General features: G+C 73.7%; 17 protein-coding genes. 13 read left to right on the forward strand and 4 right to left on the reverse strand.

The annotated features are described in order from the left end of the window. Positions 1–16: 16 nt before the first annotated feature. The 4 genes from D9C15_RS17365 to D9C15_RS17380 are packed head-to-tail and all read right to left on the reverse strand — an operon-like array spanning position 17 to position 5,484. Positions 17–2,707 carry a serine/threonine-protein kinase gene (locus D9C15_RS17365; protein WP_127999496.1) on the reverse strand — a complete coding sequence of 897 codons (2,691 nt, stop codon included), beginning with the start codon at positions 2,705–2,707 and terminating at the stop codon, positions 17–19. Between the two features lie 3 nt (positions 2,708–2,710). Next, on the reverse strand, positions 2,711–4,012 hold the full coding sequence (locus tag D9C15_RS17370) for a TRAP transporter large permease (protein ID WP_127999498.1): 1,302 nt from the start codon (positions 4,010–4,012) through the stop codon (positions 2,711–2,713). Beyond that, positions 4,005–4,514 (reverse strand): TRAP transporter small permease, encoded by a 510-nt coding sequence (locus D9C15_RS17375; RefSeq protein ID WP_127999500.1) that lies wholly within the window; start codon positions 4,512–4,514, stop codon positions 4,005–4,007. Before D9C15_RS17375 ends, D9C15_RS17370 begins: the two co-directional genes overlap by 8 nt. A gap of 1 nt (position 4,515) precedes the next feature. Beyond that, the gene (locus tag D9C15_RS17380; protein ID WP_127999502.1) at positions 4,516–5,484 is read right to left on the reverse strand and encodes a TRAP transporter substrate-binding protein; all 969 of its coding nucleotides are present in this window, start codon (positions 5,482–5,484) and stop codon (positions 4,516–4,518) included. A gap of 109 nt (positions 5,485–5,593) precedes the next feature. Here D9C15_RS17380 and D9C15_RS17385 point away from each other — a divergent pair, with 109 nt between their 5' ends. From D9C15_RS17385 to D9C15_RS17445, 13 genes are all read left to right on the forward strand, one after another. Further along, positions 5,594–6,520 (forward strand): LysR family transcriptional regulator, encoded by a 927-nt coding sequence (locus D9C15_RS17385; protein ID WP_127999504.1) that lies wholly within the window; start codon positions 5,594–5,596, stop codon positions 6,518–6,520. Positions 6,521–6,604: 84 nt separating this feature from the next. Next, positions 6,605–8,368 carry a GGDEF domain-containing protein gene (locus tag D9C15_RS17390; RefSeq protein ID WP_127999506.1) on the forward strand — a complete coding sequence of 588 codons (1,764 nt, stop codon included), beginning with the start codon at positions 6,605–6,607 and terminating at the stop codon, positions 8,366–8,368. Positions 8,369–8,417: 49 nt separating this feature from the next. Further along, positions 8,418–9,218: a putative hydro-lyase gene (locus D9C15_RS17395; protein WP_205854829.1), complete on the forward strand. Its 801-nt coding sequence runs from the start codon at positions 8,418–8,420 to the stop codon at positions 9,216–9,218. 35 nt (positions 9,219–9,253) lie between these two features. Then, positions 9,254–10,219 carry a TRAP transporter substrate-binding protein gene (locus tag D9C15_RS17400; protein ID WP_127999510.1) on the forward strand — a complete coding sequence of 322 codons (966 nt, stop codon included), beginning with the start codon at positions 9,254–9,256 and terminating at the stop codon, positions 10,217–10,219. After that, positions 10,203–10,769, forward strand: a complete 567-nt coding sequence (locus D9C15_RS17405) for a TRAP transporter small permease (protein WP_240668446.1) — start codon at positions 10,203–10,205, stop codon at positions 10,767–10,769. Before D9C15_RS17400 ends, D9C15_RS17405 begins: the two co-directional genes overlap by 17 nt. A gap of 10 nt (positions 10,770–10,779) precedes the next feature. Then, on the forward strand, positions 10,780–12,072 hold the full coding sequence (locus tag D9C15_RS17410; protein ID WP_127999512.1) for a TRAP transporter large permease: 1,293 nt from the start codon (positions 10,780–10,782) through the stop codon (positions 12,070–12,072). A 23-nt stretch (positions 12,073–12,095) separates the two neighbouring features. Next, entirely contained in the window at positions 12,096–13,076 is a 981-nt protein-coding gene (locus D9C15_RS17415; protein WP_127999514.1) for a TRAP transporter substrate-binding protein, read from the forward strand. After that, positions 13,073–16,681 carry a hydantoinase B/oxoprolinase family protein gene (locus tag D9C15_RS17420; protein WP_127999516.1) on the forward strand — a complete coding sequence of 1,203 codons (3,609 nt, stop codon included), beginning with the start codon at positions 13,073–13,075 and terminating at the stop codon, positions 16,679–16,681. Before D9C15_RS17415 ends, D9C15_RS17420 begins: the two co-directional genes overlap by 4 nt. Beyond that, the gene (locus D9C15_RS17425; protein ID WP_127999517.1) at positions 16,681–17,448 is read left to right on the forward strand and encodes a hypothetical protein; all 768 of its coding nucleotides are present in this window, start codon (positions 16,681–16,683) and stop codon (positions 17,446–17,448) included. Before D9C15_RS17420 ends, D9C15_RS17425 begins: the two co-directional genes overlap by 1 nt. Further along, positions 17,445–18,116, forward strand: coding sequence for a TIGR04283 family arsenosugar biosynthesis glycosyltransferase (locus tag D9C15_RS17430; RefSeq protein ID WP_127999519.1), 672 nt, complete (start codon positions 17,445–17,447; stop codon positions 18,114–18,116). The genes D9C15_RS17425 and D9C15_RS17430 overlap by 4 nt, the downstream gene beginning before the upstream one ends. A gap of 79 nt (positions 18,117–18,195) precedes the next feature. Then, entirely contained in the window at positions 18,196–18,813 is a 618-nt protein-coding gene (locus D9C15_RS17435) for a TIGR04282 family arsenosugar biosynthesis glycosyltransferase (RefSeq protein ID WP_240668447.1), read from the forward strand. Next, positions 18,801–19,835 (forward strand): protein kinase family protein, encoded by a 1,035-nt coding sequence (locus tag D9C15_RS17440; protein WP_127999523.1) that lies wholly within the window; start codon positions 18,801–18,803, stop codon positions 19,833–19,835. The genes D9C15_RS17435 and D9C15_RS17440 overlap by 13 nt, the downstream gene beginning before the upstream one ends. A gap of 87 nt (positions 19,836–19,922) precedes the next feature. Next, the gene (locus D9C15_RS17445; RefSeq protein ID WP_127999525.1) at positions 19,923–21,008 is read left to right on the forward strand and encodes a hypothetical protein; all 1,086 of its coding nucleotides are present in this window, start codon (positions 19,923–19,925) and stop codon (positions 21,006–21,008) included. Positions 21,009–21,031: the final 23 nt, after the last annotated feature.

A 21,031-nucleotide genomic window follows, 5' to 3' on the forward strand; every position in this document is an offset into this window, starting at 1 on the left:
CGCCGCGCGGCGCCGCTCAGCGCCCGGCGCGCAGCTGTGCCGCGGCGCGGGTGTCCGGGTGGTCCGCGCCGAGCGTGGCCTGCAGCTCCAGGTGCGCCTGGGTGAACGCCTCGTGCGCGCCCGTCGTGTCGCCCCCCGCGGCGCGCGCGCGGCCGTAGGCGAGCCAGGCCAGTCCGGTCAGGTCGGAGTGCGGGTTGGTGCCCTGCAGCCGGCGCGCCAGGTGCAGCGCGGCGCTGGCGTCCTCCCCGGCCCGCACGAGCTCGCCGCGCTGGAGCAGCAGTTCGGCACGCAGGCGCAGCACGTTCGCCTGGGCCGGCGTGGCCGCGCCCTGCGCCGCGAGCAGCTCCAGCACGCGGCTGTAGCCGGCCAGTGCCGCGTCGCCGTGGCCGCGCGCCGCGTCGAGCCGTGCCTGGGTGATCTGCTGGCGCATGCGTGCTGCGTGGGCCGGCGGCAGGTCCTTCTGCAGCGCGGCGGCTTCGGCCAGGCTGGCGCGTGCGGCGTCGAGCTGGCCGAGCGCCACCTGCACCGAGGCGCGCCCGGCGCGCGCGAAGGCCTGCCCGCCGACGTAGCCGCTGCGAGCGGCGGCCTCGTCGGTGCGCTGGTAGGCCTGCAGCGCCTCGGCATGGCGACCGAGCTGCTCCAGCCCGAAGGCGGTGTTGCCCCACAGCAGCGGCGGAATCTCCGCCTCGCCGCGCCGCTCGTAGGTGGCGATGGCCTGGCGGAACAGCGCCAGGCCGCCCTGGAAATCGCTCATCGCGTAGCGCACGATGCCGCGGTTGATGCGCATGCGGATCGATTCCGAGCCCTCGTCGCGGCCGACGGTGCGCAGCTGCGCGAGTGCACGTTCGTAGGCGGCGTCGGCTTCGCCGTTGCGGCCGGCCAGGTGCAGCGCGAAGCCGATGTCGCTGAGCAGCGTGGCCTCCTGCAGCGGCGCGTTCACGCCGGCATCGCGCAGGCGCTGCAGCGCGGCCTCGGCGTAGCGCAGCGCGTTGGGCGGGTCGACCGCCTCCTGCGCCAGCACCGCGCGGCTCTGCAGGCACTGCGCTGCCACCAGCGGCTCCAGGTCGGTGGCCGCGGTCCATTGCTCGATCAGCCGCAGCGCGGCCTCGCGTTCGCCGGTCAGAGACAGCGCCTGCGCCTGCGCGCATGCCAGGCGCGCCTGCAGCGAGCGGTCCGGCACGCGCTCGACCACGCCGCGTGCGCGCTCGAGCAGCTCGACCTGCTTCTTCGGCAGGTCCAGCGTCGTGTAGAAGCCGCCCAGCACGCGCAGGATCTCGGCCTGGTGCGACGGGTCGCGCGCGAAGGCGGTGCCGACCAGCGCCTCGCTGCGCTCGAGCATCTTGCGCAGCACCGCCGCCTGACCGGCAGGTGCGGCCTCGGTGAACATCATGTCGACGAATTCGATGATCGCCTCGTTGCGCCCGAGCAGGGCCTGCGCGCGGTCGCGCTGCAGCAGCGCCTGCTCGCGCTGGCGCCCGGCCTCGACGGCCTGCCAGGTGGTGCCCACCACGCCGCCCGCCAGCACCAGCACGACCAGCACCGCGGCGCCGACGCCGACCCGGTGCCGCCGCACGAACTTGGCGCTGCGGTAGGCCCAGGAGTCGGCGCGGGCGCCGACCGGCTCGTGCGCCAGCCAGCGGCGCAGGTCCTCGGCGAGTGCGTCGACGCTGCCGTAGCGCTCGGCTGGCAGCTTCTTCAGCGCCTTGGCACAGATGTTCTCCAGGTCGCCGCGCAGCGTGCCGGCGAAGGCGGTCGCCGCGCTCGACAGGCGCGCCGGCTCGGTGTCCACCACCGAGCGCAGGCGCTGCGCCGGCGTGTCGGTGGCCTTGGCGGTGGGGTGCCGGCCGGCCAGCAGCACGTAGAGCAGCACGCCCAGGGCGTAGACGTCGGTGGCGGTCGTCACGTCGCCGCCTTCCACCTGCTCGGGCGCGGCATAGTCGGGCGTGAAGGCGCGGCCGGCGAGCCGGGTGATCTCGGTCTCGGGCGCGGCCTGCTGCTCGTCGTCGATCAGCTTGGCGATGCCGAAGTCGAGCAGCTTCACGCGCCCTTCGGGCGTGACGAGGATGTTGCCGGGCTTCAGGTCGCGGTGCAGCACCAGCTTGCGGTGCGCATGCGCCACCGCGGCGAGCACGTCGAGCACCAGGCGCACACGCGCCTCCACGCCCAGGCCGCGCGCCTCGCACCAGCGGTCGATCTGCTCGCCGCCGACATGCTCGATCACCAGGTAGGGCTGGCCGGCGCCGCTGACGCCGGCATCCAGCAGCCGGGCGATGTTCGGGTGGGTCAGGCGCGCCAGCGCGCTGCCCTCGCGCGCGAAACGCGCCGCGCCGCCGCGGCCCAGCAGCGCGAGGTTGAGCAGCTTGATCGCCACCAGGCCCTCGTAGCGCCCGTCGCTGCGCCGCGCCAGCCAGACGCTGCCCATGCCGCCGGCACCCAGCGGCCGCTCGATCGTGTAGGCACCCAGCGTCTGGCCGGCCAGCGTCGGCTCGTCGGACTGCGGCACGGCGCCGGCCTCGAGGAAACCTTCGTCGGCCAGGCGGCCCTGCATCGCGAGCAGGCGCTCGATCTCCCCGGCCAGCGCAGCATCCTCGGCGCGCAGCGCGGCGAGGCGTTGCGCGCGCTGCGGCGCGTCGAGGTCGAGCAGCTCGTCAAGGGCGCCCGACAGGCGTTGCCAGTGGGCCGCGTCGAGCGGGGCCGGGCTCGTCATGGTTCAGCGCCGCATCTGCTGCGGCAGCCAGGTGACGAGTTGCGGGAAGACGACCAGCAGCACCACCATCAGCACCATCAGCAGGAAGAACGGGAACGCCGCACGGGCGATGGTGCCGATGTCGCGCCGGGTCATGCCCTGCAGCACGAACAGGTTGAAGCCCACCGGCGGCGTGACCTGCGCCATCTCGACCACGATGACGATGTAGATGCCGAACCAGAGCGGGTCGATGCCGGCCTTGAGCACCGTCGGCATGATCACGCCCATGGTCAGCACCACCATCGAGATGCCGTCGAGGAAGCAGCCGAGCAGGATGTAGAAGAGGGTCAGCGCGACCAGCAGCTGCGCCTTCGACAGGCCCAGCGCGGCGATCCACTCCGCCAGGTGGCGCGGCAGCCCGATGTAGCCCATGGCCAGCGTCAGGAAGGCGGCGCCGGCGAGGATCAGCGCGATCATGCAGTACAGCCGCGTGCCGCCCATCAGCGACTCGCGGAAGGTGCTCCAGCTCAGCGAGCCCTGCGCGGCCGACAGCAGCAGCGCGCCCACCACGCCCAGCGCCGCGGCCTCGGTGGCGGTGGCCAGCCCGCCGTAGATCGAGCCCAGCACCGCGGCGATCAGCAGCACCACCGGGATCAGGTGGCGCGACTCGTGCAGCTTCTGCACGAACGTGAGCCGGGCATCCGGCGGCGGCACCTGCTGCGGGTGCAGCAGCGCCCACAGCGCGATCCAGCCGGAGAAGATCGCCGCCAGCAGCAGCCCGGGGATCACCCCGGCGATGAACAGCTGCGCGATCGAGACGTCGGCGCTGACGCCGTAGACGATCATGATGATCGAGGGCGGGATCAGCAGCCCCAGCGTGCCGGCGCCGGCCAGCGAGCCGAGCGCGATCGATTCCGGGTAGCCGCGCCGTTGCAGCTCGGGCAGGCTCATCTTGCCGATGGTGGCGCAGGTGGCCGCGCTCGAGCCCGAGACCGCCGCGAAGATGGTGCAGCCGGCCACGTTGACGTGCAGCAGCCGCCCGGGCAGGGCCTGCATCCAGGGCGCCAGGCCGCGGAACATGTCCTGCGAGAGCCGGGTGCGGAACAGGATCTCGCCCATCCACACGAACAGCGGCAGCGCGGTCAGCGTCCAGCTCGACGCGGCACCCCAGGTGGTCACCGCCATCGCGTCGCCGGCCGGGCGCGAACTGAACAGCTGCATGCCGATCCAGGCCACGCCCGAGAGCGTGAGCCCGATCCACACGCCGCTGCCGAGGATCAGGAACAGCGCCACGACGAGCAGCGCGGCGACAGCGACCTCACTCATTGCGCAGCGCCTCGGCCGGATCGTCGTTCGCGCGCCGGCCGCGCGCCTCGAGCAGCAGCTCGTCGGCGAAGGCGATCGCGAGCACCACGCTGCCCAGCGCCATGCTCAGCTGCGGGATCCACAGCGGCGTCGCGTCGCTGGCGGTGGAGACGTCGTGCAGCGTCCACGACATCCAGGCCAGCCGCACGCTGTAGACCGCGCCCAGCAGCGCCAGCGCCGTGGCCGCGCCGAGCGCCCAGAGCTCCGCGGCGCGGCGCGCGCGCCCACGCAGGCGGGCCACCAGCAGCGTCACGCGGATGTGCTCGCCGCGCTTGAGCGTGTGGGCCAGCGCCAGGAAGCCGGCCGCCGCCATCGCGTAGCCGGCATAGGCGTCGATGCCGGGGATGTTGAAGCCGAGCTGCCGGCCGAGGATGGACAGCAGCACCGCGGCCAGCAGCGCCAGCATCGCCAGCGCGGCCAGCGCCGCGCAGCCGTCGTACAGGGCGTCGAGCGCGCGGCGCATCTCACATCTTCTTGTAGGCCTCGACCACCGCCGCGCCCTCCGGCCCGGCCTTCTCGAGCCACTCCTTCAGCATGGTGTCGCCGACCTTCTTCAGGTCCGCCTTCAGCTGCTCGCTGGGCGGCGCGATGGTCATGCCGTTCTTCTTCAGCAGCTCGAGGTACTCGGTGTTCTTGGCCCGGCTGGTGGCCCAGCCGCGCGCCTCGGCGTCGGCGCCGGCCTTCAGGAGGGCGGCCTGGGTCGGCTTGTCGAGCGCGTCGAAGGCGGCCTTGTTGACGATCACCGCGTTCTTCGGCAGCCAGGCCTGGGTGTCGACGAAGTACTTGATGTGCTCGTAGGTCTTGGTGTCGTAGCCGGTCGCGCCGCTGCTCATGTAGCTCTCGACCACGCCGGTGGCCATGGCCTGGCTGAGTTCGGCCGCCTGCACGGTGACCGGCTGCGCGCCCACCAGCTCGGCGATGCGCGCGGTGGCCGGGCTGTAGGCGCGCCACTTCACGCCCTTCAGGTCGGCGGCCGCGGCGATCGGCTTCTTGACGAAGATGCCCTGCGGAGGCCAGGCCACGCTGTACAGCAGCAGCATGCCCTGCTCGCCGAGCTTCTTCTCGAGCGCCGGCTTCTGCGCCTTGTACAGCTTCATCGCCTCGTCGTAGCTGTCGGCCAGGAAGGGCAGGCCGTCGGCACCGAACACCTGCCACTCGTTCTGGAAGTTGACCAGCAGGATCTCGCCGATCTGCGCCTGGCCGCCCTGCACCGCGCGCTTGATCTCCGGCGCCTTGAAGAGCGAGGCGTTGGCGTGCACCGTGATCTTCAGCTTGCCGGCGGTGGCCTTGTCGACGTCGGCGGCGAACTGGGACAGGTTCTCGGTGTGGAAGTTGTTGGCCGGGTAGGCGGCCGGCAAGTCCCACTTGGTCTGCGCGAGGGCGTTGCCGGCCAGGCAGGCGGCGGCGAAGGCGAGGGCGAGCTTCGAATGCATGGCGTCTCCGGGGGCGGGGAAGGTCCGAGAATAAGCGCTCGTGCCGGGCCGGCGTGCGAGGGCTTGCCCGGCGCATGCAACGCGCGTGCCGGCAGGAGGAGCCGAGGTCGTGAACCTGCGTTTCGTGGAGGCGTTCTACTGGGTCGCGACGCTGAAGAGCATGTCGCGCGCGGCCGACAAGCTGTGCATCACCCAGTCGGCGATGTCCTCGCGCATCGCCGCGCTCGAGGAGGAGCTCGGCGCGCTGCTGCTGGAGCGGCGCGACCGCACGCTGCGGCTGACGGTCGCCGGCGCGCGCTTCCTCGACTACGCCGAGCGGCTGCTCGCGCTGCAGCGCGAGATCAAGGCCGAGATGGGGCCGGCCCGGGCGCGTGCGCTGTCGCTGCGGCTCGGTGCGATCGAGTCGGTGCTGCATTCCTGGCTGATCGACTGGGTGCAGCACATGCGCGCCACGCAGCCGGGCCTGGAGCTCGAGCTGACGGTGGAGACCACGCCGGTGCTGGTGGAGCAGGTGCGGCGCGGCACGCTCGACCTGGCCCTGGCCGCGCTGCCGGCCGCCGGCGACGGGCTGCGCAGCCGCGCGCTGGCGCCGATGGAGATGGTGTTCGTCGGCCACCGCGAGCGGCACCGGCGGCGCCGCTGGACGCTGGCCGACCTGGCGCAGCACGAGCTGCTGACCTTCCAGCGCGGCTCGCAGCCGCACGTGGCGCTGCTCGACCTGTTCCGCCGCGCCGGCGTGGCGCCGCCGCGGGTGCACACGATCTCGTCGATCTCGGCGATGGTGCAGCTGGTCGAAGGCGGGGTCGGCATCGCCACGCTGCCGCGCGCCGCGGTGCAGCGCCTGGCCGAGCGACTGCCGCTGCGCCCGCTGGCCTGCGACGCGCCGCTCACCCCGCTGCCGGTGCACCTGAGCTGGCGCCACGATCCGGCCGAGGGCGTGCCGGCGAGCCTGGTCGACGCGGTGCTCGCCTTTGCCGGCGCCGGCGTGAACAAGGTCGCACGACGGGGCCCGCCGCCGGGGCCGGGAGCCGCCTGAGGCCGCGCCGGCCTCAAGATCCGGCGCCCGCAGCCGATCCGGTGGGGGATCCGCGTTGTTTCCGTGACTGCCCGCCCCGACCCGATGAGTGCCCCGACCCCGTCGCCCGCCAGCGCCGCTGCGCTGGCCGAGCAGGCGCTCGCCCAGGTCATCGCGGACGGCGCCGGTGCGGCCGCGCTCGCCCGCCGCGCGCTGGCGCTGGCCGGCGACGAGCGGCCGCAGCAGGCCTTCGCCCATGTGGTGCTGGCGCTGGTCGCGTTCCGCGAAGGCACGCTGGAGGACGGTCAGGCCGAGCTCGACGCCGCCATCGCCTGCGCCGGGGCCGAGCCGCCGCCGCGCCTGGCCTGGCTGATCGAGCACGACCGCGCGATGGCGCTGCGCCGCCGCGGCGAGCTGGCCCGGGCGGCCGAGCTGCTGGGGGCGCTGCACGAGCGCGGCAAGGGCGAGCGGCCGGCGGTGGACCGTTACCTGACGCTGGCCGCGCTGGGCATCGTGGTCGGCATGGAGGGTGACAACGACGCCTCGCTGGACCGCTTCCACGAGGCGCTGGCCACGGCGCGCGAGAGCGGCGTGCCCAGCCTGGTGGTCAACGCGCTGAACAACCTCGGCTCGCTGCAGTCGGACCTGTACAACCTCGAGGACGCGCTCGGCCTGCTGCAGGAGTGCCTGTCGGGGGCCCTGGCGCTCGGCTCGAAGCGCCAGATCATCTATGCCGCCGGCAACCTGGTGCAGTGCCTGTGCCTGATGGGGCGGCCGGCCGAGGCGCTGGCGATCGCCCGCGAGCAGCTGATCGCGCGCATCCGGCCCGACGACCTGCCGGCGCTGCAGCGCGACGAGGAGATCGCCCACGTGCTGCTGGACAACGGGCTGCTCGACGAGGCCGAGGCGCGCCTGGGCGGCGTGGTGCATGTCGACGCGATGAGCAACGAGCTGGCCACCTCGCGCGTCTGGCTGCTGGCGCGCATCCTGCTCGCGCGCGGCCGCGCCGCCGAGGCGCTGGCGCTGTGCCGCGCGCGCCAGGCGCTGCGCGAGGGCGACGAAAGCACCGTGGCGATCGACCGGGTCAACCTGGACCGCGTGGCCGCCCAGGCCGCCGCCGCGGTGGGCGACCACGAGCTCGCCTACCGCCTGCAATGCGAGGCCTTCGCCACGCACGAGCTGCTGCTCGGGCGCGCGGCGCGGGCGCGTTACCTGAGCCTGCAGATCCGCCACCGGGTGCAGCAGGCCGAATCCGAGCGCGACCTGGCGCGCGGTCTGGCGGCGCGGCTCGAGTCGCTGAACGCCTCGCTGCGCGAGCAGGCGGCCGAGAACGAGCGCCTGCAGGAGCGGCTGCGCGCGCAGGCGCTGGAGGATGCGCTGACCGGCCTGCACAACCGCCGCTACCTGCAGGACGCGGGCGCGGCGCTGGTCGCGCTCACGCAGCGCCAGGGCGAGCCGCTGGCCGCCGCGCTGGTCGACCTCGACCACTTCAAGCACGTCAACGACCGCCATGGCCATGCCGCCGGCGACCAGGTGCTGCAGGCCTTCGCGCGCCTGGTGCGTGGCGCGCTGCGCGCGAGCGACATCGTCTGCCGCAGCGGCGGCGAGGAGTTCGTGCTGCTGCTGCCGGGCGCGGACGCCGGCCAGGCGCGGGTGCGCCTGGAGCGCCTGCTCGAGCGCTTCCGCACCGTCGTGTTCGACGGCGCCGGCGCGCGCTTCTGCTGCACCTTCTCGGCCGGCGTCGCGACGGCGCGCCCCGGCGACGGCCTGGAGCGCCTGCTGCAGCGTGCCGACGCCGCGCTCTACGCGGCCAAGGACGCGGGGCGTGCCCGGGTGGTCGAAGCATCGAAGGAATCGATCGAGACATAGAAAAAAATCTCGTTTGGCGGCGCGCGGTCGGGGTCACAGAATGCGCCGCATGCCCACCGACCTTCCCCTGCGCGATGCCCCGCCGGCCCGGCTGCGCGGCGAGATCCGCGCCGGCCGCTGGAGCGGCCACACCAGCGGCCTGGCGCAGCGCCACGTGCAGGGCAACGTGGTGATCCTGCCGGCGCGCTGGGCCGACGACTTCCTGCGCTATTGCCAGCGCAACCCCAAGCCCTGCCCGCTGCTGGCCGTCTCCGAACCGGGCGCGTGCGCGTTGCCGAGCCTGGGCGAGGGCATCGACATCCGCAGCGACCTGCCGCGTTACCGCGTCTGGCGCCGGGGCGAACTGGTCGAGGAACCGACCGACGTGCGCGCGCTGTGGCGCGACGACCTCGTCACCTTCGTGCTCGGTTGCTCGTTCTCGTTCGAGCAGGCGCTGCTCGACGAGGGGCTGGTGCTGCGCCATGTCGACGAGGGCAAGAACGTCGCGATGTTCCGCACCTCGATCGCCACCGTGCCGGCCGGCCCGTTCGCCGGGCCGCTGGTGGTGACGATGCGCCCGCTGCGCGCGGCCGCGGCGATCCGCGCGATCCAGATCACCTCGCGCTTCCCCGACGTGCATGGCGCGCCGGTGCACCTGGGCGACCCGGCGCTGATCGGCATCGCCGACCTGTCGCGGCCCGACTGGGGCGACGCGGTCGAGGTGCGGCCCGACGAGCTGCCGGTGTTCTGGGCCTGCGGCGTGACGCCGCAGGCCGCGCTGGCGCAGGCCCGCCCGGAGTTCTGCATCACCCACGCGCCCGGCGCGATGCTGGTCACCGACCTGCTGAACCACCAGCTGGCCGCCTTCTGATCCCTGTTCCTGCAACCTGCCACGGAGGTGCTCCGATGAAGTCGTTCGTCCCTGCCATCCTGATGTCGGCGCTCGCGGTCGGTTCCGCCGCGGCCCAGACCGCCTGGGACCTGCCCACCGGCTACGCACCCGCCAGCTTCCAGACCCAGAACGCGCAGCAGTTCGCCGACGAGGTGGCCCAGGCCAGCGGCGGCCGGCTGAAGATCACGCTGCACCCGAACGGCTCGCTCTACAAGGCCAACGAGATCAAGCGCGCGGTGCAGACCGGCCAGGCCCAGGCCGGCGAGTTCATCCTCTCGGGCGCCGCGAACGAGAACCCGCTGTACGGCGTCGACTCGATCCCCTTCCTGGCCGACAGCTACCCGGCCGCGAAGCGCCTCGCCGAGGCCGCGCGCCCGGCGCTCGACAAGCTGCTCGCGTCGCAGGGCATGAAGCTGCTGTTCACGGTGCCCTGGCCGGGGCAGAGCCTGTACAGCAGCAAGCCGGTCGAGACGATCGCGGACCTGAAGGGCACCAAGATGCGCGCCTACAACCCGGCCACCTCGCGCATCGCGCAGCTCGCCGGCGCGCAGCCCACCACGATCCAGCTCGCCGAGCTGGGCCAGGCGCTGGCCACCGGCACGGTGGAAAACTTCCTGACCTCGAGCGCGAGTGGCGTCGAGATGAAGCTCTACGAGAGCGTCAGGCACTTCTACAGCGTCAACGCCTGGCTGCCGAAGAACGCGGTGGTGGTCAACCGCCAGGCCTTCGACGCGCTCGACAAGCCGCTGCAGGAGGCCGTGCTGAAGGCTGCTGCCGCCGCCGAGCAGCGCGGCTGGGCCTTGAGCGAGCAGAAGAACGCCGAGTACCTGAAGGAACTCGCCGCGCGCGGCATGAAGGTCGCGCCGCCCAGCGAGGCGCTGACGCGCGAGCTGCGCAAGATCGGCAGCACGATGACGGGCGAGTGGCTCAAGCAGGCGGGCGCCGACGGCCAGGCGATCATCGATGCGTACAGCAAGTGAGCCCGTGCCGGCCCCGCGGCCGGCCCCGGCGTACGCGCTGCACGCCGCCGTCGCGCAGGCGGACCGGGCGCTCGCGCTGCTCGCCGCGCTGGCGATGGTGGCCGCCTTCGCGGCGGTCTCGGCCGGCGTGATCGCGCGGCTGGCCGGAGCCGATCTGCCGGGCACCGATGCCTACGCCGGCTACGCCATCGCGGCCGCGCTGTTCCTCGCGCTGCCGCAGACGCTGCGGCGCCAGGAGCACATCCGCGTCACGCTGCTGCTCGACAGGCTGGCGCCGAAGGCCCGCGCCGCGCTCGAGTGGTGGTCGCTGCTGGCCGGCTTTGCGCTCGCGCTCTACCTGGCCGTCTACGCGCTGCGCCTGGTGTGGCTGTCGCATGCGATGCACGACGTCTCGCCGGCCGCCGACGCGACGCCGCTGTGGATCCCGCAGCTCGCCTGTGCGCTGGGCTGCGCCGGCTTCGCGCTCTCGCTGGCCGACGCGATCGTGGCGCGCTGGCACGGGCTGCCGTACTTCGAGCGCCTGGCCGAAGACGCCAGCCACGTCGAATGAGGGGAAGGCGATGGACCTGCTGATCACCGTGTTCCTGATCGTGCTGCTGCTGGCGGTGCTCGGCTCGGGGCTGTGGATCGGCCTGGCGCTGCTGGGCGTGGCGGTGGTGGCGATGGAGCTGTTCACGCAGCGCCCGGTGGGCGACAGCATGCTGCTGACGATCTGGGGCTCGACCTCGAGCTGGACGCTGACCGCGCTGCCGCTCTTCCTGTGGATGGGCGAGATCCTGTTCCGCACCCGGCTCTCGGAGGGCATGTTCCGCGGCCTCGCGCCGTGGATCGGCGCCCTGCCGGGCCGGCTGCTGCACACCAACGTGATCGGCTGCGCCATCTTCGCCGCGGTGTCCGGCTCGAGCGCGGCGACCTGCGCGACGATCGGCAAGATCACCCTGCCCGAGCTGAAGAAACGCGGCTACCCGGACGCGATGGCGGTCGGCACGCTGGCCGGTGCCGGCACGCTCGGGCTGCTGATCCCGCCGTCGATCATCATGATCGTCTACGGCGTGGCGGCCAACGTCTCGATCGCCAAGCTGTTCATGGCCGGCGTGCTGCCGGGCATCCTGCTCGCGCTGCTGTTCATGGGCTACATCGTGGTCTGGGCGCTGCGCCACCCGGAGCAGGTGCCGCCGGCCGACGCGCCGCTGCCGCTGGCCGCGAAGCTGCGCGAATCGCGCCACCTGATCCCGGTGGTGGTGCTGATCGTGCTGGTGCTGGGCTCGATCTACGGCGGCATCGCCACCGCCACCGAGGCCGCGGCGCTCGGCGTGGCCGGTGCGCTGGGGCTGGCGGCCGTCGAAGGCTCGCTCAGCTGGCAGGCCTTCAGGGAGGGCCTGGCCGCGGCCACGCGGGTGTACTGCATGATCGGCCTGATCCTCGCCGGCGCCGCCTTCCTGACGCTGGCGATGGGCTTCATCGGCCTGCCGCGCCACCTGGCCGAGTTCATCGGCGCGCTGCAGCTCAGCCCGTTCGCGCTGATGCTCGGGCTGACGGTCTTCTTCATCGTGCTGGGCTGCTTCCTGGACGGCATCTCGATGGTGGTGCTGACGATGGCCGTGCTGCTGCCCACGGTGCAGAAGGCCGGCTTCGACCTGATCTGGTTCGGCATCTTCGTCGTGCTGGTGGTGGAGCTGGCGCAGATCACGCCGCCGGTGGGCTTCAACCTGTTCGTGCTGCAGGGCCTGACGCGGCGCGACATCACCTGGATTGCGCGGCGCTCGATGCCGCTGTTCGCCCTGATGCTCGGCTTCGTGCTGCTGCTGTGGTTCGTGCCCGGCATCGCCACCTGGCTGCCCGCGCGCCTGTAGCGCGCACCCTGCGGGAGGTTCCCATGTTCCGTCGCACCTGGCTGCTCGGCGCGGCCGGCACGCTGCTGCATGCGCGCGCCGCCGCCGCGGCGCCCTGGAAGCTCGCCACCGGTTACCGCGCCGAGTCCTTCCACGCGCGCAACCTGCTGGCGCTGGCGCAGTCGGTCGAGGCGGCCACCGGCGGCGGCCTGCGCATCGAGCTGCACGCCAACGGCAGCCTCGCGCCGCTGGCGCAGGTGGCCGACGCGGTGCGCGAGGGCCGCGCCGAGATGGGCGAGACGATCATGACCGGGCTGGCCAGGGCGATGCCGATCGCAGGCGCCGACGCCGTGCCCTTCATCACCCGGCACTACGACGACGCCCGGCGGCTCTGGACGCACCAGCGCCCGCTGGTCGAGCGCGCCTTCGCCGAGCGTGGCCTGCGCGTGCTGTACGCCGTGCCCTGGCCGCCGCAGGGGCTCTACAGCGCCAGGCCGATCGCCGCGCCGCAGGACCTGCGAGGCCTGCGCATGCGCACCTACAACGCGACCACCGTGCGCATCGCCGAGCTGCTCGGCGCCACGCCGGTGGACGTGCCGATGCCCGAGGTCGGCCGCGCCGTCGCCGAGGGCCGCATCGACACCATGATCACCTCGGCCGTCACCGGCGTCGAGAACCGCGTCTGGGACGGCCTGAAGCACTTCTACGACATCAACGCCTGGTTCCCGAAGAACATCGTCTTCGTGCGCGAGGCGGCCTTCCTGGCGCTGCCGGCGGTGCAGCGCGATGCGCTGGCCGTGGCCGCCGCCGCGGCCGAGCCGCGCGGCTGGAGCGCCAGCCAGGCGGCGGCGCGCGAGTCGCTCGACGAGTTGCGCCGGCACGGCATGAAGGTCGAGCTGCCGGCCGCGACGCTGTCCACCCCTCTGCGCCGCCTCGGCGAGCGCTTTGCCCTCGAATGGATCCGCGAGGTCGGCCCGCAGGCCAACGCGATCTTCATCCCGTACTATTCATCGAGCACGACATGAGCAAGCACACCTCCGGCCGCTGGCAGTTCTGGATCGACCGCGGCGGCACCTTCACCGACATCGTCGGGCGCCGCCCGGACGGCCGGCTCGTCACGCACAAGCTGCTCTCGGAGAACCCGGAGCATTACCGCGACGCGGCGGTGGCCGGCATCCGGCACCTGCTCGGCCTGGCGCCCGGCGCACCCATCACGCCGGAACAGGTGGAGTGCGTGAAGATGGGCACCACGGTGGCCACCAACGCGCTGCTCGAGCGCGAGGGCGAGCCGACGCTGCTGGTCATCACGCAGGGCTTCCGCGACGCGCTGCGCATCGCCTACCAGGACCGGCCGCGCCTGTTCGACCGCCACATCGTGCTGCCCGAGCTGCTGTACCGCCGCGTGATCGAGGCACACGAGCGTGTCGGCGCCGACGGCCAGGTGGTCACGCCGCTGGACCTGGCGCACCTGCGCGAGCGGCTCTGGGCCGCCTTCGACGCCGGGATGCGCAGCGTGGCGATCGTGTTCATGCACGGCTGGCGCTGGCCGGCCCACGAGCAGGCGGCGGCGGCGCTGGCGCGCGAACTCGGCTTCACGCAGGTGAGCGTGTCGCACGAGGTGAGCCCGCTGATGAAGCTGGTCGGCCGCGGCGACACGACCGTGGTCGACGCCTACCTGTCGCCCATCCTGCGCCGCTACGTGGAACAGGTGGCCGCCGAGATGCCGGGCGTGCGGCTGTACTTCATGCAGAGCTCGGGCGGGCTGACCGACGCGCAGGCCTTCCAGGGCAAGGATGCCATCCTCTCCGGCCCGGCCGGCGGCATCGTCGGCATGGTGCGGACAGCCCGGCTGGCGGCGTTCGACCGGGTGATCGGCTTCGACATGGGCGGCACCTCCACCGACGTGAGCCACTTCGCGGGCGAGTTCGAGCGCGCCTTCGAGACGCAGGTGGCCGGCGTGCGCATGCGCGCGCCGATGATGAGCATCCACACCGTGGCCGCGGGCGGCGGCTCGATCCTCAGCTTCGACGGCGCGCGCCTGCGTGCGGGGCCCGAGAGCGCGGGCGCCAACCCCGGGCCGGCCTGCTACCGGCGCGGCGGCCCGCTGGCCGTGACCGACGCCAACGTGATGCTCGGCAAGATCCAGCCGGACTGGTTCCCGAAGGTGTTCGGCCCGGCGGCCGACGAGCCGCTCGACCGGGACGTGGTGGTGACGAAGTTCCGCGAGCTGGCCGCGCGCATCGAGGCCGCGACCGGCACCGCGCGCACGCCCGAGGAGGTGGCCGAGGGCTTCGTCGACATCGCCGTCGGCGCGATGGCCAACGCGATCAAGAAGATCTCGGTGGCGCGTGGTTACGACGTGACGCGCTACACGCTGCAGTGCTTCGGCGGCGCCGGCGGCCAGCATGCCTGCCGCGTGGCCGACGCGCTGGGCATGGACCGGGTGTTCGTGCACCCGCTGGCCGGCGTGCTGTCGGCCTACGGCATGGGGCTGGCGGACCAGAGCCTGATCCGCGAGGCGGCCATCGAGCTGCGCCTGGCCGACGCGCTGCCCGCGGTGGCCCGGCAGCTCGACGAACTCGCCGCGCAGGCGAGCGCCGAGCTGCAGCGCCAGGGCGTGGCGGGCGCGGCGCTGCAGGTGCACCGCCGCGTGCACCTGCGCTACGAGGGCACCGACTCGGCGCTGGTGGTGCCGTTCGGCTCGCCGGTGGAGATCCAGTCGGCCTTCGAGGCGGCCTACCGCCAGCGCTTCGCCTTCCTGATGCAGGAGCGCGCGCTGGTGGTCGAGGCGGTGTCGGTGGAGGCGGTGGGTGCCGGCGATGCGCCGGCCGAGGCGGTGCAGGCCAGCGCCGCGCCGGCCCCGGCGCCGGTGGCCGAGGCGGTGCGCCTGTTCAGCGGCGGGCGCTGGCACGAGGCGGCGCTGGTGGTGCGCGAGCAGGCCACGCCGGGGCTGTACGTCGACGGGCCGGCCATCATCGCGGAGAAGAACGCGACGACGGTGGTCGAGCCCGGCTGGCGCGCCCGGGTCACGGCGCTGGACCATCTCGTGCTCGAGCGGGTCGTGCCGCGCGAGGCACGCCGCGCGATCGGCACCACGGTCGACCCGGTGATGCTCGAGGTGTTCAACAACCTGTTCATGAACATCGCCGAGCAGATGGGCCTGCAGCTGCAGAACACCGCCTACTCGGTGAACATCAAGGAGCGGCTGGACTTCTCCTGCGCGCTCTTCGATGCCGATGGCCAGCTGATCGCCAACGCACCGCACATGCCGGTGCACCTGGGCTCGATGAGCGAGTCGATCCGCACCGTGATCGGGCGCAACGCCGGCACGATGAAGCCGGGCGACGTGTACGCGCTCAACGACCCCTACCACGGCGGCACGCACCTGCCCGACGTGACCGTCGTGACCCCGGTGTTCGACGAGGCCGGCGAGCGCATCCTGTTCTACGTCGGCAGCCGCGGCCACCATGCCGACATCGGCGGCGTCACGCCCGGCTCGATGCCGCCCTTCTCGACGTGCATCGAGGAGGAGGGCGTGCAGCTCGACAACATCAAGCTGGTCGAGGGCGGCCGCCTGCGCGAGGCGGAGATGCTCGAGCTGCTGCGCGGCGGCAGGTACCCCTCGCGCAACCCGGTGCAGAACATCGCCGACCTGAAGGCGCAGATCGCCGCCAACGAGAAGGGCGTGCAGGAGCTGCGCCGCATGGTGGCGCAGTTCGGCCTGGACGTGGTGCAGGCCTACATGCGCCACGTGCAGGACAACGCCGAGGAGTCGGTGCGCCGCGTCATCACGAAGCTCAAGGACGGTGCGTTCACGCTGGCGCTGGACAACGGCGCGCGCATCGCGGTGGCGATCCGCGTCGACGCGGCGGCGCGCAGCGCCGAGATCGACTTCACCGGCACCTCGGCGCAGCTGCCGAACAACTTCAACGCGCCGACGGCGGTCTGCATGGCCGCGGTGCTGTACGTGTTCCGCACCCTGGTGGGCGACGACATCCCGCTGAACGCCGGCTGCCTGAAGCCGCTGAAGGTCATCATCCCGGAAGGCTCGATGCTCAACCCGCGCCCGCCGGCCTCGGTGGTGGCGGGCAACGTCGAGACCTCGACCTGCATCACCAACGCGCTGTACGGCGCGCTCGGCACGATGGCCGCGAGCCAGTGCACGATGAACAACTTCACCTTCGGCAACGCGCGCCACCAGTACTACGAGACGATCTCGGGCGGCTCGGGCGCCGGGCCGGGCTTCGACGGCACGAGCGTCGTGCAGACCCACATGACCAACTCGCGCCTGACCGACCCCGAGGTGCTCGAGTTCCGCTTCCCGGTGCGGCTGGAGAGCTACGCGATCCGCGCCGGCTCGGGCGGCGCGGGGCGCTGGCGCGGCGGCGACGGCGGCGTGCGCCGCGTGCGTTTCCTCGAGGCGATGACCGCCTCCATCCTCTCCAACGGCCGCGTCGAGGGCGCCTTCGGCCTGGCCGGCGGGCAGCCCGGTGCGCCGGGCATCAACCGGGTCGAGCGTGCCGACGGCCGCGTCGAGACGCTCGGCCATATCGGCTCGGTCGAGATGCAGCCCGGCGACCTGTTCGTCATCGAGACACCCGGCGGCGGCGGCTGGGGCCCCCCCGGCTGATGCTGCTGAAGCTGCTGCTCGTCGCCTGCTCGGCGCTGCTCTCGTCCCTCGCGGCGAAGCGCTTCGGCCATGCGGTGGGCGGCACGCTCGCCGGCCTGCCGATGATCGCCGGGCCGATCATGGGCTTCGTGCTGCTGGCGACCCCCGTCGAGCCGGTGCGTGCGATTGCGCTGGCCACGCTGGTGTGCCTGCCGGCCACCGTGGCGCACCTCGTCACCTTCGCCTGGGCCGCCACGCGCCTGGGCTGGCCGCTGGCGCTGGGGCTCGCCAACGTGGTGTTCTTCGGCTTCGGCGCGCTGCTGCCGCAGCTCGGCCTGCTGCCCGAGGCGGCCTGCCTGCTGGCGCTGGCGGTGCTCGTCGCCGGCGGGCCGGCCATGCCGCGCCTGCCGCTCGCACCCGGCGGGGTGGCGATCCCGCGCATCGAACTGGCCTGCCGCGTGGCGGCGGCCATCGCACTGGCCTGGCTGATCATCCGCAGCGCCGGCGTGGCCCCGGCCGCCTTCAGCGGGCTGCTGCTGGCGGTGCCGATCACCGGCAACGTGCTGCCCTGCTTCACGCTGCCGCGCCACGGCGCGGCCGCCACCGTGGCGCTGCTGCGCGGTTTCGTGCGCGGGCTCACCGGCTTCGGCGCCTTCTTCGTCACGCTCTACCTCGGCCTCGGCGCCTGGCCGCCCGGCGTGGCCTACGGGCTCGCCTGGCTGGCGGCACTGGGCGCGGCGCTCGGCCTGCACGCCTGGCAGCGGCGCGCCTTGCCGAGGCTCGCATGACACGGCTCGCGATCGTGATGCCGGTGCTGGACGAGGCGGCGGGCATCGTCGCGACCTTGCAGGCGCTCGCGCCGCTGCGCGCACGCGGTGTCGAGATCGTGGTGGCCGACGGCGGCAGCGCTGACGCCACCGTGGCCCTGGCGCGCCCGCTGGCCGACCGCGTGATCGCCGCGCCGCGCGGCCGCGCGCGCCAGATGAACGCGGGTGCCGCCGCCACCGCGGCCGCGCAGCTGCTCTTCCTGCACGCCGACACGCAGTTGCCCGACGGCGCGGACAGGCTCGTCCAGGCCGCGCTCGCGCGCCATGCCTGGGGCCGCTTCGACGTTCGCATCAGCGGCGCCTCGGCGATGTTCCCGCTCATCGCCGCGCTGATGAACCACCGCTCGCGCTGGAGCGGCATCGCCACCGGCGACCAGGCGATGTTCATGACTCGCGCGGCGTTCGAGGCCGCCGGTGGCTTTCCCGACCAGCCGCTGATGGAGGACATCGAGCTGTCGCGCCGCCTCAAGCGCCTCGGGCCGCCAGCCTGCCTGCGCGCGCGTGTCGCCACCTCGGGCCGGCGCTGGGAGCAGCGCGGCGTGTGGCGCACCATCTGGCTGATGTGGCGCTTGCGTTATGCCTACTGGCGCGGGGCCGATCCGGCGCGCCTGGCCGCGCTGTATCGATGAGCGCCGCCGCCCGGCCGCCCGAAGGCGGCGCTCTCCTCCCTCGGGGAGGTGGTCGCGTCAGCGACCGGAGGGTAGTCCAGTGAGCGCCGCCGCCTGCGCCGTCGTCGTGCTGGCCAAGGCCCCGGTGGCCGGCCTGGCGAAGACGCGCCTGATCCCGGCGCTTGGGGCCGAGGGGGCGGCGCTTCTCGCGGCCTGGCTGCTCGAGCGCACGTTGCAGGCGGCGCTGGCCAGTGGCCTGCGCCCGGTCACGCTGTGCGCCGCGCCCGACCTGGCGCACCCGGCCGTCGCCGCCTGGGGCACGCGCGGCGTGCGGCTTGCCGTGCAGGTCGAGGGCGAGCTCGGCGCGCGCATCGCCGCCGCGTTCGCGCAGGCCTTCGAGAGCGCGCCGCGGGTGCTGCTGATCGGCACCGACGCGCCGAGGCTGGACGCCGCCGTGCTGCGCGCCGCGGCCGCCGCGCTCGACACGCACGACGCGGTGTTCGTGCCGGCGCTGGACGGCGGTTATGCGCTGGTCGGCCTGCGCCGCCCGCAGCCGCGCCTGTTCGAGCCCATGCCCTGGAGCACGCCGGTCGTGATGGCGCGCACCCGCGAGCGTCTGCACGAACTCGGCCTGCGCCATGCCGAGCTGGCGCCGCTGGCCGACATCGACGAGCCGGCCGACCTGGTGCAACTGGACGGACTCGGATGGACGCCCTGACCGAGGCCCTGCGCACCGCGCTGCGTGCGCAGCACTCCCCGTGGGCCGACGCGCCGATAGCGCCGCTGGCCGATGCCGGCCTCGCGCACGCGCACCTGCGCCTCGTCGGCACGGGCGTGCTGGCGCGTGTGCCCAAGCAGAGCCAGCTCGACCTGCCGGCCGCCGCGAACCTGGCCTACCAGGCCGCCTGCTTCGAACGCGCCGCGCCGAGCGGTCACGTGCCGCGCCTGCACGGCATGCTGCCGCCCGGCGACGCGCTGCCGCGCGGCGCGCTGCTGGTGGAGGAGATCGTCGGCCGGCCGGCACGGATGCCGCAGGACCTGCCGGCGATCGTCGACGCGCTGGCCGCGATCCATGCGCTGCCGCTGCCGGCGCAGCGCGCGCCGCTGCTCGACGCACCCGACCCGCTGGCGCTGCTGCATGCCGAGATCGAGGCCCAGGCCGTGCACCTCGACGCGGCGGCGCTCGACGCGTCCAGCCGCCGCGCGATCGACGCGCAGCGCCGCCGCTTCGAGGCGCTGCTCGCCGCGCCCGCGCGCCCGGGCCGGCGCCTGATCGCGTTCGACGCGCACCCCGGCAATTTCCTGCTGCACGACGGCCGCGCCGTGCTGGTGGACCTCGAGAAGGCGCGCTACAGCCACCCGCCGCTGGACCTGGCCCATGCCACGCTCTACACCTCCACCACCTGGGACCGCGCCAGCGCCGCGGTGCTGGGCGTCGACGAGGTGGCCGCGGCCGGCGCACGCTGGCTCGCGCGTGTCGGCGACGCGCCGGCCTGGCAGACCTGGCTGGTGCCGCTGCGTGCCGCGATGTGGCTGTGGTCCGTCACCTGGTGCGCCAAGTGGCGCGTGCTGTCGGGCCGCGCCGCGCGCGCCGGCGGCGACGGCGAGGACTGGTCGGCCGCACACAGCGACGCGGCGCTGGTGGCCCATGTGCGCGAGCGGGTCGACGACTACCTGTCGGGCGCGGGCGTCGCGCGCGTGGTGGACGAACTCGCGCAACTGGCCCGGCGGGCCGGGTGACGCCTCGTCTCGAAGAGGGAGGGGCGGCGCGCCGCCCCTCGCCGCCGGGCGGCCGCGGTGCAAGAATGCCCCCGGGAGGGCCCGGCCATGCAGCGATTCGCGATCATCGGAGACGCCGACGACAGGCGCAACGATCCCAAGCACCCCCATCCGTTCGACCCGAAGGTCAACGTGGCGGCGGCGCAGGAGGCGGCCCGCCTGCTCGGCGCGGCGCTGGCGAACCGGGGCCACGGGCTGATCGTCTACGACGCCAACTTCATCGAGGCCGCGGTCGTGAGCGCCTACGTGGCCGCGCGGCCCGAGGCGTCCGAGCGCGGCGTGCCGATCGAGATCCGCCAGCCGAGCACCGGCGCCCCGGCCGTGCCGTTCGCCGAGGAGCGCAGCCACCCGGCGCTGTTCAACCGCGTCGCGGTGGCCTCGAACAGCTGGGATGTCTCCTTCTACCGCTCGCTCGCCGATGCCGACGGCCTGGTGCTGATCGGCGGCGCGCGCTCGACCGCGATCGCCGGGCAGGTGGCGATCGGCGCGCGCGTGCCGGTGCTGGCGCTGCTGAAGACCGGCGGCTCGGCCGAGACCGTGTGGCGCACCATCGTGCCGGGCGTGGACCTGCCCGACGGCAACGAACACGCCCGCATGGCCGATGATCCGGGCGACGCGGCGGCCGCGCGCTGGGTCGAGCTGCTCGAGACGCAGCGCGTGCGCCGCTACGCGGTGGAGACCGGGCCGATCGTCTGGCATGCCGTCGTGGCGACGGTGCTGTTCGTGCTGGCGCTGGTGGCCGGGCTCGGCAGCCACCTGCTGGTGGCGGCGTTGCCGCCGGTGCTGGCCAAGGCGATGCTGTTCGCCGGCACGCTGTCGGCCGGCGTGGCGGGCGCGGCCGTCCGCATGGTGTTCGAGCGCCGCTACGGCAGCGGGCCGCGGGTGCCGCCCTCGATGGCGATCACGGTCGCGCTGGGCATGATGGCCGGCGCGCTCGCCGGCCTGCTGTACCTCGTGGCGCAGCCGGGCGACCTGGAGCTTGCCGGCGTCACCGGCCTGCGCCTGGTGGCGCTGATCACCGTCGTCGCCACCATCGGCGGGCTGACGGCCGAGGCGGTGTTCCGCAAGCTGCTCGGCATCGACGTGCTGCGCACCGGCGGCCTCGCGGCCGGCGGCGGCAGCGGCAAGCCCTGAGGGGGGCCTGCGGACCCCGGCGG

It is taken from the genome of Piscinibacter defluvii, assembly GCF_004011805.1.
Taxonomy (GTDB): Bacteria; Pseudomonadota; Gammaproteobacteria; order Burkholderiales; family Burkholderiaceae_C; genus Piscinibacter; species Piscinibacter defluvii.

Bases quoted from the DNA above. Each gene is read 5' to 3' on its own strand.
- D9C15_RS17365 (WP_127999496.1), bottom strand. From the start codon at position 2,707: ATGACGAGCCCGGCCCCGCTCGACGCGGCCCACTGGCAACGCCTGTCG.
- D9C15_RS17370 (WP_127999498.1), bottom strand. From the start codon at position 4,012: ATGAGTGAGGTCGCTGTCGCCGCGCTGCTCGTCGTGGCGCTGTTCCTG.
- D9C15_RS17375 (WP_127999500.1), bottom strand. From the start codon at position 4,514: ATGCGCCGCGCGCTCGACGCCCTGTACGACGGCTGCGCGGCGCTGGCC.
- D9C15_RS17380 (WP_127999502.1), bottom strand. From the start codon at position 5,484: ATGCATTCGAAGCTCGCCCTCGCCTTCGCCGCCGCCTGCCTGGCCGGC.
- D9C15_RS17390 (WP_127999506.1), top strand. From the start codon at position 6,605: ATGAGTGCCCCGACCCCGTCGCCCGCCAGCGCCGCTGCGCTGGCCGAG.
- D9C15_RS17395 (WP_205854829.1), top strand. From the start codon at position 8,418: ATGCCCACCGACCTTCCCCTGCGCGATGCCCCGCCGGCCCGGCTGCGC.
- D9C15_RS17400 (WP_127999510.1), top strand. From the start codon at position 9,254: ATGAAGTCGTTCGTCCCTGCCATCCTGATGTCGGCGCTCGCGGTCGGT.
- D9C15_RS17405 (WP_240668446.1), top strand. From the start codon at position 10,203: ATGCGTACAGCAAGTGAGCCCGTGCCGGCCCCGCGGCCGGCCCCGGCG.
- D9C15_RS17410 (WP_127999512.1), top strand. From the start codon at position 10,780: ATGGACCTGCTGATCACCGTGTTCCTGATCGTGCTGCTGCTGGCGGTG.
- D9C15_RS17415 (WP_127999514.1), top strand. From the start codon at position 12,096: ATGTTCCGTCGCACCTGGCTGCTCGGCGCGGCCGGCACGCTGCTGCAT.
- D9C15_RS17420 (WP_127999516.1), top strand. From the start codon at position 13,073: ATGAGCAAGCACACCTCCGGCCGCTGGCAGTTCTGGATCGACCGCGGC.
- D9C15_RS17425 (WP_127999517.1), top strand. From the start codon at position 16,681: ATGCTGCTGAAGCTGCTGCTCGTCGCCTGCTCGGCGCTGCTCTCGTCC.
- D9C15_RS17430 (WP_127999519.1), top strand. From the start codon at position 17,445: ATGACACGGCTCGCGATCGTGATGCCGGTGCTGGACGAGGCGGCGGGC.
- D9C15_RS17440 (WP_127999523.1), top strand. From the start codon at position 18,801: ATGGACGCCCTGACCGAGGCCCTGCGCACCGCGCTGCGTGCGCAGCAC.
- D9C15_RS17445 (WP_127999525.1), top strand. From the start codon at position 19,923: ATGCAGCGATTCGCGATCATCGGAGACGCCGACGACAGGCGCAACGAT.